At 31.3% G+C, this 14,282-nt stretch carries 12 protein-coding genes; 3 read left to right on the top strand and 9 right to left on the bottom strand.

Features of this window, described 5'->3' with window-relative positions:
* Window positions 1-87 precede the first annotated feature (87 nt).
* Window positions 88-690, bottom strand: coding sequence for a YiiX/YebB-like N1pC/P60 family cysteine hydrolase (locus tag H277_RS0107325; RefSeq protein ID WP_019974937.1), 603 nt, complete (start codon window positions 688-690; stop codon window positions 88-90).
* A gap of 34 nt (window positions 691-724) precedes the next feature.
* On the opposite strand from H277_RS0107325, the gene H277_RS0107320 reads away from it, so the two are divergent.
* Together H277_RS0107320 and gcvT are read left to right on the top strand one after the other, a co-directional pair.
* Complete coding sequence (locus H277_RS0107320) at window positions 725-1,168, top strand: hypothetical protein (RefSeq protein ID WP_019974936.1); 444 nt, start codon at window positions 725-727, stop codon at window positions 1,166-1,168.
* 79 nt (window positions 1,169-1,247) lie between these two features.
* Entirely contained in the window at window positions 1,248-2,324 is a 1,077-nt protein-coding gene (gcvT, locus tag H277_RS0107315) for a glycine cleavage system aminomethyltransferase GcvT (RefSeq protein WP_019974935.1), read from the top strand.
* 293 nt (window positions 2,325-2,617) lie between these two features.
* Here the strand turns inward: gcvT and H277_RS0107310 are convergent, their stop codons facing one another.
* The 8 genes from H277_RS0107310 to H277_RS0107275 all read right to left on the bottom strand — a co-directional run bounded on the left by H277_RS0107310 (window position 2,618) and on the right by H277_RS0107275 (window position 12,973).
* Window positions 2,618-3,115, bottom strand: coding sequence for a DinB family protein (locus tag H277_RS0107310; protein ID WP_019974934.1), 498 nt, complete (start codon window positions 3,113-3,115; stop codon window positions 2,618-2,620).
* A gap of 90 nt (window positions 3,116-3,205) precedes the next feature.
* A complete protein-coding gene (locus H277_RS0107305; RefSeq protein ID WP_019974933.1) occupies window positions 3,206-3,649 on the bottom strand; it encodes a hypothetical protein in 444 nt (147 codons plus the stop codon).
* A complete protein-coding gene (gene uvrC / locus H277_RS0107300) occupies window positions 3,627-5,435 on the bottom strand; it encodes an excinuclease ABC subunit UvrC (protein WP_019974932.1) in 1,809 nt (602 codons plus the stop codon). Before uvrC ends, H277_RS0107305 begins: the two co-directional genes overlap by 23 nt.
* Window positions 5,435-8,545, bottom strand: coding sequence for a UvrD-helicase domain-containing protein (locus H277_RS0107295; RefSeq protein ID WP_019974931.1), 3,111 nt, complete (start codon window positions 8,543-8,545; stop codon window positions 5,435-5,437). The genes uvrC and H277_RS0107295 overlap by 1 nt, the downstream gene beginning before the upstream one ends.
* A 138-nt stretch (window positions 8,546-8,683) precedes the next feature.
* Window positions 8,684-10,354: a M56 family metallopeptidase gene (locus tag H277_RS0107290; protein WP_019974930.1), complete on the bottom strand. Its 1,671-nt coding sequence runs from the start codon at window positions 10,352-10,354 to the stop codon at window positions 8,684-8,686.
* 84 nt (window positions 10,355-10,438) lie between these two features.
* Entirely contained in the window at window positions 10,439-10,816 is a 378-nt protein-coding gene (locus H277_RS0107285; protein ID WP_019974929.1) for a BlaI/MecI/CopY family transcriptional regulator, read from the bottom strand.
* A 134-nt stretch (window positions 10,817-10,950) separates the two neighbouring features.
* A complete protein-coding gene (locus H277_RS18770; RefSeq protein WP_019974928.1) occupies window positions 10,951-11,568 on the bottom strand; it encodes a porin family protein in 618 nt (205 codons plus the stop codon).
* Window positions 11,569-11,722: 154 nt separating this feature from the next.
* Window positions 11,723-12,973, bottom strand: coding sequence for a 3-deoxy-D-manno-octulosonic acid transferase (locus tag H277_RS0107275; RefSeq protein ID WP_019974927.1), 1,251 nt, complete (start codon window positions 12,971-12,973; stop codon window positions 11,723-11,725).
* Between the two features lie 99 nt (window positions 12,974-13,072).
* Here H277_RS0107275 and H277_RS0107270 point away from each other — a divergent pair, with 99 nt between their 5' ends.
* Window positions 13,073-14,188, top strand: a complete 1,116-nt coding sequence (locus H277_RS0107270; RefSeq protein ID WP_019974926.1) for a DegT/DnrJ/EryC1/StrS family aminotransferase — start codon at window positions 13,073-13,075, stop codon at window positions 14,186-14,188.
* The last annotated feature ends 94 nt before the right edge of the window (window positions 14,189-14,282 follow it).

Below are 14,282 nucleotides of genomic sequence, written 5' to 3'. Positions count from 1 at the left end.
CATTTCATATTTGTTTTTTATAATTTTCCATTTATTGTTTTAAAAAACGTGTTTGATTTTGAAATAATTTTTTTTAAATCAGATAAGTTAGAGTTTAAATTCTCCAATTCTGATTAGTTTTTCAGAAGTTGCCAATTGATTCGGATTGGTTCCTGGTTCGTCTTGTGGAACTTCTTTTCCTTTTTTACGATAAAAATCTACCCAAAAATTATCAATAATTCCGGTTTCTTTATTTTTGAAATTCATCGGAATCAGCTCAAAAACTTTATCATCACGAAAAGCTCTTTCCACAAAATCCGAACAATATAATTCGTTATCATTCAAAATATATAACCAATTATAAGGTTTTCCGAGCATGGTTTTTGCTTTTTCAATTGCATGAGGAATCGTTGATTGATATTCTTTTTTGAGACGATAAATGACAATTTGATTATTTTTTTCGGTTTGTGAAGTATAAAAATGATGAATTTCTTCTCGTTGCGATCCTCCCATTGGAGCAGCATGCAAAACAAAAATAGAATCAGATGTTTTTTCAATCAATCCAACATGATCAAAATTTGTTTGGTCAGATAGCTTAGTCACCCGACTAATTGCACCTGAAAGTTCTTCGGTTTGTGCACCAACAAAAATCAAATCCCCATTTTGAATATTTTTGATTGAAATAAATTGTTCTTCTGTTGCAATTTTCATCTTTGAGCAACTATTCATTGTCAATGTAAATAAGATGAAAAAGATAGGAAATAAAATGAATATTTTTTTCATTGGGAATGAATTATTACTTTTAAACTACGAATTAACCAAAAAGATGGATTTTAAAAAAATTTTGACGATATCAATTGTCGTTTTATTAATTTTAGTTGGTGTAGCGATTATTATTGGAAGCAATAAAGACCGACGGGTTTTCTTTGTAAAAAACTTTGATCAGTCACTTGAAAATAGTATTAAATCACGTTTGGATAAAGATTATTCGTACGAAATTGTAAAAATAAAAGGAAAAGTGAATGATACCATTCTGATTGTTCCTTGCGAAGGTTGTCAACCCGTAAAACTATCTGGAAAAATAAACGAAAAATTTATGAATAAGTTTGGCAAAGGAAAATCAATTATGCGTTTCGAGCCTTATAAGGCGACTACAGGAGATCTAAAAATTATTCATAAAATTAGATAATCTTCACTATTAAGAAATCTTCCTAACAATTAATTCCTTATTTTTGGGAGAATTATAAACTTATCAAAGCAAACAAACAATGAAAGTAACTGCATTAAACCAAAAGCACAAAGATTTAGGTGCAAAAATGGTTCCTTTTGCTGGATATGAAATGCCAGTGCAATACGCAGGTGTTAACCAAGAACATTTTGCTGTTCGCGAAAAGGTTGGTGTTTTTGACGTTTCTCACATGGGACAATTCTTTTTAAAAGGAGAAAAAGCAACAGATTTATTACAATATTTACTGACGAATGATGTAACAAAAGTTGCAGTTGGTCAAGCTCAATATAACGCAATGCCCAATGAAAAAGGAGGAATTGTAGATGATTTAATTATTTACAAAATCTCTGATGATGAATGGATGGCAGTAGTCAATGCTTCTAATATTGAGAAAGATTGGGACTGGATGAACAAGCACAATACATTTGGAGTAGAATTGACAAATAAGTCGGATGAAATGTCTTTGTTGGCAATTCAAGGACCAAAAGCAATTGAAGCGATGCAGTCTTTAACGGCAATTAATTTATCAGAGATTCCTTTTTATCACTTTGCTATTGGGACATTTGCAGGGATAGATAATGTGATTATCTCAGCAACAGGATATACTGGTTCGGGCGGTTTTGAAATTTATTTTGCGAACGAACAAGCGAATGAAATGTGGGATAAAGTGATGGAAGCCGGTAAACCTTTCGAGATTGAACCATGTGGATTGGCTTCTCGTGATACATTGCGTTTGGAAAAAGGATATTGTCTGTATGGAAACGATATCAATGATGAGACAACTCCATACGAAGCAGGTTTAGGTTGGGTAACGAAATTGGACACAAACTTTATTTCTTCTGATATTTTAAAAGCACAAAAAGAAGCAGGAGTAGAAAAGAAGTTAGTTGGTTTCAAGATGATTGAAAGAGGGATTCCTCGTCACGATTATAAAGTGGTTGATGATCATGAAAATACAATCGGTATTGTGACTTCTGGAACTCAATCTCCAATGCTGAAACAAGGAATAGGTTTGGCTTATGTGCATACAGATTTTGCAAAAGTTGGAACTTCAATCCGAATTCAGATTCGAGATAAAAATATATTAGCGGAAGTTGTGAAAACACCTTTTGTTTAACTAGACGATTATTTTTAAAAATAGAAAAAAAGCTTTCGAATTTATCGAAAGCTTTTTTTGATATTCATAATAAATCCTGTTTTTTCTTGATGTCTTATTTAGATAAAATAAAAAAAACTGATTGAAAAGTGAGAATCTAATAAAAATGTTAAGAATTATTAAAAAAAATCTTAACTAGATTTGTTTAAAGATGATATATGTTATATTTTTGAGTAAATGATATTACCAATTAAGTAATATGAATTAACACTAATTATGATTTTAAGACCTCTTGTTAAGAGGTCTTTTTTTATTTAAAATTTTTGAGAATCAGCACTTGGACCATAGCTTGAAGGTAAAGCAATGCCAAGTAAACGGAAATAAACACCTAATTGAGCGCGGTGATGTGTAATTTGATTCAATGCATGACGAATTGCTTCATATTTTGTATAATCAGCATAAACAGTTTCTCCGGCTACTATTTTCCAATTTTTGATTAAATCATCTTCAGATGCATTTTCTAACGCTTCTTTTCCAACTTGATCATCAGCATCTAATTTCTTCAGTAAATCATCAGCAGTTGTATAATTTGTAGGCTTGTAATCTCCGGCTGCAAAGTCTAATTTATCTGTTGTTAAAATTAGAGCCGGCCAAGCAAAAATTTCGACAATATGATTTGTCAAAGTTGTGATATCCATACTTTTTTCATGTGGCTTATAATCTGCCTTATCACTTGGAAATTTTGCAACAAATTCTTTTGTTATTTGATATTCGTTTTGCAATTCTGTTACCAATAGTTCTACTATGTTCATAATTTCATGATTTAGAGTAGAAAAGGTACGAAATTTTGATTGATAAGATAAAAAAAACTGCTTTATGAAATTGTAAAGCAGTTTTATATTTTAAATATCGTCTGTGTATAAATCGATAACAGGACGAGGTTTTTTTCGTTTGATTTGTACAAGCCAATAGATGAATATTCCTATTCCATTGCCAAAGATAATTGCCGTAATCCAAACTAAACGGTCATCACTTTTAATTAGATTAGGATTTTTTAAAGCATGTACAATAAAGTAAACAAAGGAAATAACTCCTGTAAAGAAACTCATCAACACTAAGAAAATGAATATAATAAGGTTTCCTAACAAAGCACTTAATAATGATTTGGAATTTCCCATATGCCCTAGCTGAGCATCAAGTGTGCTGAACATAGAATAAAAAATACCAAAATAACTTAATAAGCCAAGAACAAATAAGGTGATAGGAACAATTGCCAAAATGGCTTGTAATTTCGGGTTGTTCAAAAGAGAAGTTAAATCTCTGTCAATTAGTAGATTTTTCATCATTCGAAAAATAATCTTTTATTTTTTTTGCTTTAGATTTTCCTATAAGATCAGTTAACTCTAACAAAGATGCGTTTTTTATTCTTTCTACCGACTTAAAATTTGTTAATAATTCTTTAATTGTTTGCGGACCAATCCCTTCTATTTTCTCTAAAACAGAATTGTACGCATTTTTGCTTCGGCGATTTCTATGGCGTGTAATTCCAAAACGGTGCGATTCGTCCCGAACATGCTGAAGCACTTTTAGTGTTTCAGAATTTTTATCTAAATAAAGAGGATAAGGATCATCCGGATAATAAATCTCTTCCAAACGTTTTGCAATTCCAATCACAGAAACTTTGCCACGTAAACCTAATCTGTCAATTGATTTCAAAGCGGAACTTAATTGACCTTTTCCTCCATCGATCAAAATCAATTGCGGCAATGATTCTCCTTCTGCCAAAATTCTGGAATATCGCCGCTCGATGACTTCTTCCATTGTTGCGAAGTCATTTGGGCCTTCAACTGTTTTGACATTGAAAATTCGATAATCCTTTTTGCTCGGTTTTCCATTCTTAAAAACAACACACGCCGAAACCGGATTTGTCCCTTGGATATTAGAGTTGTCAAAACCTTCTATGTGTCTTGGTTCTTCCGGTAAACGCAAATCCACCTTCATCTGATTCATGATGCGATTGGTATGACGATCAGGATCAACAATTTTGGTTTGTTTGAGCTGTTCTAAACGATAAATTCGTGTATTTTTCAAGGATAAATCAACGATATGTTTTTTCTCTCCGATTTTGGGAACTGTAATTTTTCGGAAAGGAATTTCTAAACTTAATTCAAAAGGAACATAAATTTCTTTAGAAGTTAAATTAAATCGTTCTGAAAAATCAATAATAGCCCGTTCCAGTAAATCTTCGTCCGTTTCGTCCAATTTCTTTTTCCATTCTTCTGTATGAGACTGAATAATAGCACCATGATAAATTTTCATGAAATTGACATAGGCATATTCTTCGTCGGACGAAATCGAAAAAACATCAACATTTGTAATTGTAGGAGAAACAATAGTTGATCGCGCTTGGTAATGCTGTAAAGCTTCGATTTTTTCTTTAACGATTTGTGCTTTCTCAAATTTCAAATCTACTGCATATTTCGTCATTTGATTGACCAGATATTGTTTGGCTTCGTTAAATTCTCCTTTGATAATATTACGAATTGCGGTAATTTGTTCGTTGTATTCCTCTTCGCTTTGGAAACCTTCGCAAGGTCCAAGACAATTTCCGATGTGATATTCTAAACAAACTTTGAATTTGTGCTGTTCAATATTTTTTTCGCTCAAATCATATGAACATGTTCTGATGGGGTACAATTCTTTAATTAAACTCAACAAAACTTTCATGGTTTTGACGTTAGAATAGGGTCCGAAATATTCAGAACCATCTTTGATCACATTTCGAGTGGAAAAAATACGCGGAAACCGTTCGTTTTTAATACAAATCCAAGGATAGGTTTTGTCATCTCTTAATAAGATGTTGTAGCGCGGCTGATGTTCCTTAATTAAATTATTTTCCAATAACAACGCATCATATTCAGAATTAACGTTTATGGTTTCAATCGTTTCGATATTACTTACCAGAACACGTAAACGTTTCGAATCGTGTTGTTTATTGAAATACGAATTAACACGGCGTTTCAAATTTTTTGCTTTACCAATGTATAACAAATCTCCTTTTTTGTTATAATACTGATAAACACCTGGTGTTTCGGGTAAACTCGCTAATTTTAATTTTACATTTTCATTCATCAATATACCTCTACAACATTTATTTTTTGCTGTTCATCGTCAATATAGATCAAGATTTTAGATTGAATTTTATAACCCAAATTCTCAAAAAAATCAGCATATCTATTGACTTGAAAATGATGGTCTAAATCAGGTTGACCAGTTTTGTAATCGATAATCGAACAATTATTTTCAGCATCAATGACAACACGATCGGCCCTGAAAATTTGTCCACTTTGATCGATAAAATCACGTTCATTCAAAATAGTCAAACCATCAGCAAAATAGGGAACTAATTTAACATCTTGTAATAAATTCTGCAAGGTTTTTTGCAAATGGGCTACATTTTCAGCAGAAATTGTTCCACGCTGTTTCTCATTTTCAATAATTTGAGGCAAATCCTCTTGGGTGACAATTTGCGATAAAATTGTGTGAATTGTATTACCAAACTCGGTAAATTTTAATTTTTCCTGGGCTTTTTCCGAATTGGTATTGATTACCAAGCGGGTATTCCAATCGGAAGAATAAAGTTTCAATTCTGCTGAAGCATTTCCAACGAATTTTGGTGTAGAAATTCTTTTAGGAGAACCTTTTAAAATTACTTCATCATCAGTGTAACCATGATAAGAAACAAATTCGTACAAATAATTTGCAATATTTTTTGATTTTGAAGATTCTTTTGGTTTCTGAGCAATCATATACAATTGTTCTTTAGCGCGTGTTGTAGCAACATAAAGAGTATTGATTTCGTCAAGTTGAACCAAATTTTCTTCTTCGTCAATTTTAGATTTTATCGCTTCGTTTTTAATTGATTTTAATTCATTGTTAATTCCAACATAAAAAGTATCGAAAGGGTTTTCTTCATCTTTTTGCAACGGAATCCAAATTTTTGAATTTTTACTTTGCCAATCTAAAAAAGGTAAAATAACCACAGGAAATTCTAATCCTTTCGATTTATGAATTGTCATAATTTGAATGGCATCAACTCCTTTTGGTGTTTTGATACTGGCTTTGTCTTTAATGGTCGACCAAAACTCGAGAAAAGAATTGAGGTCTGATTCGTTTTTAGAAGAGTAGTCTAAAATAACATCCAAAAAACTCAAAATATAAGCAGGTGAACGGTTTTGTAGATGCAATGTTCGAATTGCTTTTTCAGTAAAATCGTACAAAGAAAGATTTTGATCCTGAATAAAATCTAAATCAATTCCAAGTGTTTTGGTTACTTTCAGAAATTTTGTCAAACCTTCTTTTAAAGCTTCTTCCACAGTGATTGTTAAATCTTCAGTTTGGAACAATTCTAATTCATAAGCTACCATCAAGAAACGAATTTTAGATTGCTCGTCCATTGGATTTGAAGTGATTTTGAATAAATATTCAATCAACTGAATTTCAAACGAATTTTTCAACAATAAAGCTTCATTCGAAATCACAACCAACTTGTTCTCTGTTAAATATTTTGCCAATAGTACGCCTTGTGCGTTGCTACGAACTAAAATAGCAATGTCGCTTAACGAAAAGCCATTTGAACGACAATCTTCGATGGTTTTCAAAACTAATGCTAAGTTTTGTTCTTTAAACAAATCTTTTGAACGTCCTTCTTGCTCAATAAAATTGATTTTGACAAAACCTTCTTTTTGATCATTTACGAATTGTTTATTTCCGATTTCATACAAGTATTGAAAGCTAGATAAATTAAGTTGAGGTGCAATAAATGAATACAATTCATTGTTAAACTGAATGATGTTTTCGTGACTTCGCCAGTTTTTTTCTAACTCTTCAACTTTTATATTTTCTTCTTCTTTTCGATCAATTAAATCAATCATCTGAGCAGGATTTCCGCCGCGCCACCGATAAATAGATTGTTTCGCATCGCCAACCAGCATAATGGTATCCGATTGAGCACGTGCATTTTCAACTAACGGATTTAAATTGTTCCATTGTAAAGTTGAAGTATCTTGAAACTCATCGATAAAATAATGATTGTATCGTGAACCAATTCTTTCGTATATAAAATTGGCAGGTTGTTGTTGAAGATTTTTACTGATAATGGTATTGAATTCATTTATCAATAAAACATTTGAATCTTTTTTGATGGAATCCAATGATTTTTCTACTTCATTAATCAGGGAGATGGATGAAATATTTTTTTGTATTGAGGTTAATAAAAGCAAATGATCGTTGATATTTGTAGCTTTTTCGAACAACGTTTTAATTTCAGGAAAGATAGATTCAGCTGTTGTGTCTTTTACTTTGGAAAGATAACCTTCTTCCAACATGTCTTTCGAATTTGCATCAGTTGGTAAAATCAAACCAAAGCCATCATAATTTTTTAGTTTTTGAAAAAATGCGGCAATACCTCTGCTTTTTCCAGGTAATTCATTAACAGAAATTCCATTGTTTGCAAGTAAGTTGAAAAAATCATTTCCAACTGAAATTAAACCCTCTTTTAGTGTCTTTATATCCTCAAAAATAACTTTTCTGTAACGAATAAATTCGTCAAGTGAAATGTTTTTTAGTTTTTCCAAATCGTGTAAATGTCGATCGTTTGAAATGTCAGAAGTGTCAGAAGAAAGCGTTTTTCGAATGTCCCAGGATTTATTTTCGTCCATGTTATCCAACGCAATTTTAATCATTGTTTGCGTCAGCTTTTCATCCTCTCCGATTTTTGAATACAATAAATCTACTGATTCATTAATAATTTCAGTGGTATTCATTTCGACATCAAAATTCATGGATAGACCTAAATCTTGTGCAAACGATTTCATTAATCTCAGATTAAATTTATCAATCGTAGAAATCGAAAATTTTGAATAATTGTGAAGAATCGCAATCAGAATATTGTACGCTTTTATTTTGATGATTTCAGGCTTCATCTTCAGCTCTGAAGCTAATTCGAGAATATACGGATCTTCTTTAGGATGAGGATTTTTAGCAATTTTTTCCAACGTTTCGATTAGACGTTCTTTCATTTCGCCGGCTGCTTTGTTGGTAAATGTAATTGCTAGAATATGCTCGAAATGATAATCACTTTCGTTGGTGAATAATAACGAAAGAAATTCTTTTACCAAAGTATACGTTTTACCTGCACCGGCAGATGCATTGTAAATTTTGAAGTCGCCTGCTTGTAACAAATTCTGAAATTTTAGGAAAGTTAAACAATCTTCATAAGATTATAAAATTCGAAACTCAAAACACGATGAAATAAAAAAGGAAGCTCGCAGAACTTCCTTTGTAAATAGGCTGTAAAATATGCCGGATTTTTATTTTGATTATTTTTTTGCTTTTTTACGTTCTTCTCGTTGTAAGCGTTCGACTTCTTTTATTTGTTTTTTAGTGTTTTGTTCTTCAATTTTTAATTCCTTCATTCGTTGATCCAAATGGTCTGATAAAGGTTGATTTGAGTCGGTATAGGTGTAATTGAATGTATAGCCTTTTGTAGAAGGAACAAAAGTTATATTCATGTTTTCTTTTCCTTCTTCAGGATCACTTTTTATTTTTTTTGCTGTTTTTGGAATATTAGGGAAATTTATTTCAACTTTTCCGGTGATTTCTTTGGCTGTATTTGTTAAATAAATTTTATTCACTTCGGAGTTTAAAATTTTATGTTCTGCACCGTTTTTATCTGTATAGATGGAATACCCATTTTTTAGAGAAATATGATTTGGAGTAACTGGTATTTTAGCTGAACCTCTACTTTTTAAAGTTTTTTTATTGATTTTTGGAACATTTTTTTCGAAATTGAATATTCGTATAATAGAAGAATCTTTTTTGATAATTTCGATTAATCCTTCATCCTTTTTTACAAGCATTTTGTCGATATCTTTTGGATCAATCTTTTGCAAGATCTTACCATCGTTCTTGTATAAAATTGTAGGAATCATCTCTTTCTTCATTACGATGTCTTTTATTTTTATCGAATCATTCAAGATGATATCTCCGGCATCGTTTAAGATAATTTTGTTTTGAGTATTATTTTTCAAGAGATTCTTCAACTCATCTTTTGTCAAAACTTTCTCTGTTTTTTCGGCCTTATTATACTCAGTTGTTCTTTCTGTTTTAGGAATAGAATCTCCAAAATTATTTACATGATCATAAATCAAACCAGCTTGTGACTGAACAGGTTTTTCTAAAGCTTGTTCTACTTTTTTAGCTTTTTTCTCTACTTCTTGAGCAAAAGATTTTTGACTAAATAATACAAAAGCACTCAAAATAAAGGGTACTGAAGCAAACGAAAGAATTTTTACTTTTCGCTTCGAGGTATTTTTTGTCATCATAAGCAGGCGTTTTTTGGTTAGAATAAAATTGAAATTACTTGCCATCATCGACGGACTTTGTGTTGCAATACAGTCTAAAATTTGATGTTGATACGTTTTTAAATCAGAATTTCTTTTTAAAACATATTCATCCGCTAAAAATTCATGATTTAATTTGATTGATTTTTTGTAGAAATAAATGAACGGATTGAACCAGAAAAGAATATGAAAAATTTCGATCAAAAGAATATCAACACTATGTTTTTGAAGACAATGTGCCTTTTCGTGATCAATTAAGTTCTGGTGCAAATTTTTTAATTGTTTTTGGGGAATAAAAATATAATTCCAGAAACTATAAGGTTGATTCGATTCTAAATCGAGAATATAAGTAATTTTATCATCGTTAATCCTTTCATCTGTTTTTATTTTAAACATCAGTTCATATAAATTGTAGAGAAATCTTACAAGGAACACGAGAGCAATTATACTATAACAGAACTTAAGAATATCACCGAAATTAATTCCTCCTTCAGGTTGAAACAATTCAGGGTTCTGCATCAGTAAAGCTAAAAGTTCCGGTGAAATATTTGTTTCGTTGGCTGTAATTGGCAAATCAATTTTATACAATGGTGCAATCAATGAAAATACCAATGAAAAGAGCAGATAAAATCGGTTGATTTTATACATGCTTTCACGTTCCAGGAAAAGTTTATAAAAGGAATATAAAAATCCGGAACAAAGTATAAATTTTATAAAAAAAGCAACCATAGGCTATTTCTTTTTACGGTCTATTTCATTGTCAATAATGTCACGTAATGTTTCCAATTCTTCGACAGACATATTGTTAGATTTTGCAAAAAATGAAGCAAATTGAGTTGTCGAATTATTAAAGAAGTTTGAAATCATTCCTTTTACTTCTTTCGAAAAATAATCTTCTTTTTTAACCAAAGCGAAGTATCGGCGCGAGTTTCCCATTTGCTCGTAGTCAATATATCCTTTGTCATGCATTCTTTTTAATAAGGTAGAAATTGTAGTATTTGCAGGTTTCGGTTCGTCATAAGAATCTATAATATCTTTGGCGAAAACCTGTTTTCCACTCCAAATTACTTCCATGACTTCTTCTTCTCTTCTTGATAATTTAACTTTCATATCTACAATTGTAATTTTGTTACTACAAATATAGAATTTAATTTGAATTTAGAGAGCTGTTTTAGAAATATTTAACAAGATAGCATAAAAAAAGGAGCAAAAAGCCCCTTCAATATGTTGTATGCGATATGAAATTACATTTCTGTTAATTTGTATGCGACACCAACGCTAAAGTAAGTATTGGTAATTTTGTAGTTATCATTCATTCCTTGAGGGAAGACATTATTGATGTTTGATAATCCTTTTGTAAAGCGGGCATTGATTTCTAATTCATCTGTAATTTTGTAACCGGCACCAAAGTTTAGTCCAAAATCAAACGTTTTGAAATTATCCGTAACTTTTACTTTTGTGTCTGTCTTTCCTTCTTCACTTTTCGCTTTCGCAGAAACTAAAAATCCTAATTGAGGACCAAATTCAACATTTAAACCATCCATAATTTCATAACGTCCCATCAAAGGAATATTAATGTTATGTGTTACAATTTTGGCATTAGAATTATCAGTTGTTTTTAATCCGGCACCTTGTTTTGAGTATAAAAGCTCGGGTTGAAAACTAATTTGATCTGTTACTTTGTAGTTGGCATAACCACCAACATAAAAGTCTGTTCTGAATTTTGTTTGATCATCATATAATTTTCTAGAATCACCAGATAAAGTTGGGAAGTTAAGTCCTCCTTTTATTCCTAAATCAATTTGCGCGTTTGCTGCACTTAATCCACCGAAAAGTGCTATTCCTAAGATTAGTTTCTTCATTTTTTTATTACTTAAGTCTGAGTTATTTTATATTTAATTCAAAAGTAAAGTTTTATTCATAGATAAGATTGATTTGCTTTTCAAAAAATCAATAATGCTTTTCGATTCACAATTTTTATGCCTTTTTTGTTAAAAAGTGGTAAAATTATGAGATTTATAAAATTTGATCCAAATAGTCTAAAATAATTTTTGTGGCATTTGGAGAATTTTGGACAAAGTTTCCTGCTTTTTGTCCGCTTTCTTTTCTGAAATTTTCGTCATTCATCAAGCGGTTCATGATGTTGTTAAAATCTTGTTGATTCGAAATCGAAAAACCTCCGCCAATCTCTATTAAATCGACAGCTTCTTGAAATTTTTTGTATTTAGGACCAAAAACAACAGGATTGCCAAATGTTACAGCTTCTAATGTATTGTGAATTCCAGCACCAAAACCACCACCAATGTACGTAATGTCTGCATAAGCATAGACTTTTGATAAAATTCCGATTGTATTCAGAATAAACACTTTCGAAAGGGTTAAATCTTGCTCAGTTGTTTTGTCTAAATCTGAATATTTTATCGCTTTTGAATCGACTTGAACCAAGAAAGAATTGATTGCCGATTCATTTAAATTATGCGGTGCAAAAAGAATTTTCCAATCCTCTTTTAAGTTTTGATTGATTAGTTCCACAAATAATTCTTCATCCTTTGGCCATGAGCTTCCAACAACAATTAGTTTGGAATTTCCTTTGAAATAATTCATAAAATCCAACTGATTGTCCTGATGAATAATTTGTTTGACACGGTCAAACCGTGTATCACCTGCAATTGTATTTTGTGAAATTTGTATCGCGTCTAATAACTCTTTTGATTGTTGGTTTTGAACAAAAAAGTGATGAATTAACTTCAGCTTTTTTGCAAACCAGTTGTTTCCGTTTTTTTTGAAAAAATTCTGACTCTTTCTAAAAATCGAAGAAACAACGATAGTCGGAATATTGTGTTGGTGTAAGGCTGAAATTAAATTGAACCAGTATTCATATTTCACTAAGATTAAAATCTCAGGATGAAGAACTTTTATTAATTTTTCGGCATTTGATTTGGTGTCCAAAGGCAAATAAAAGATCAAATCTGCACCTTGATAATTTTTTCTGATTTCATAACCTGAAGGAGAAAAAAAAGAAACGGCTATTTTATGTGTCGGATATTTTTCTTTCAGTTCTTCAATTACAGGTCGACCTTGCTCAAACTCGCCCAAAGAGGAGCAGTGTACCCATAAAACTTTATCGGTTTCAGAAATTTTAGAGGCTATTTTTTCTTCCCAATTTCTACGACCGTCTACCCAAAGTTTTGCTTTTTCGTTAAAATTCGAGGCCAATTTTAGCGCCATTCCGTACGCCTTAATCGATGTGTTATAAAATCCTTGCACAATGTTGCAAAGTTAAAAATTTAGAATGAGCTTTTTTTGTACATTTGTTGTAATAATAACAACTTTTTGAAGTTGTAGATTTGAAAGATTCATTAAGCTATGAAAAAAATACAAATGGTTGACTTACAAAGTCAATACCAAAAAATAAAAGGAGACGTTGATGCTGCAATTATGAATGTTTTAGATTCGGCCGCTTTCATTAATGGTCCTGAAGTGAAACAATTTGAAACTGAATTACAAGAATATTTAAAGGTAAAGCATGTCATTCCTTGTGGAAACGGAACTGATGCTTTACAAATTGCTTTAATGGCTTTAGGTTTAGAACCAGGAGATGAGGTGATTACAGCAGATTTCACATTCGCTGCTACAGTTGAAGTAATTGATTTGTTAAAATTAAATTCTGTATTAGTAGATGTTGATTATGATACATTTACAATAGATACAGAAAAATTAAAAGCAGCAATTACACCAAAAACAAAAGCAATTATCCCAGTTCATTTATTTGGTCAATGTGCCAATATGGACGAAATCATGGCGATTGCAAAAGAACATCATTTATATGTTGTAGAAGATACTGCCCAAGCAATTGGAGCAGATTACAAAGGACAAAAAGCAGGAACAATAGGCCATATTGGTTGTACATCTTTCTTCCCGTCAAAGAACTTAGGTTGTTATGGAGATGGTGGCGCAATCTTTACAAATGACGAGGAATTGGCGCATCGTTTACGCGGGATTGTAAATCACGGAATGTACAAGCGTTATTACCATGATGAAGTAGGAGTTAATTCTCGTTTAGATTCTGTTCAAGCAGCAGTTCTACGTCATAAATTACCTTTTTTAAATGATTATAATGCAGCTCGTAATAAAGCAGCAGCTTATTATACAGCAGCTTTTAAAGATATTGATGAAGTATTGACTCCGGTGAAAGGAGAAGATACAACTCATGTATTTCACCAATATACTTTACGTGTTACGAATGGAAAACGCAATGAATTACAAGCGTTTTTAACAGAAAAAGAAATTCCTGCAATGATTTATTACCCGGTTCCGTTACGTAAGCAAAAAGCATATGATCATGGACATTATAATGATGCAGATTTCCCAAACACAAACAAATTAGTAGAAGAAGTCATTTCTTTACCAATGCACACAGAATTAGATGAAGAGCAATTAACTTACATTACATCAGCTGTTCGTGAATTTTTTGGAAAATAATTTTCAATTGAAATATGAAATTAAAAAGCTTCTGATTTGTTTCAGAAGCTTTTTAATTTTTATAAATTTGAACAACTAAGAAACTTTAAAATAC

Origin of the sequence: Empedobacter brevis NBRC 14943 = ATCC 43319 (genome assembly GCF_000382425.1) — a bacterium.
Lineage (GTDB): Bacteria > Bacteroidota > Bacteroidia > Flavobacteriales > Weeksellaceae > Empedobacter > Empedobacter brevis.
The sequence above is the reverse complement of the archived record's forward strand: the minus strand, read 5'-3'. Positions and strand labels throughout refer to the sequence as shown.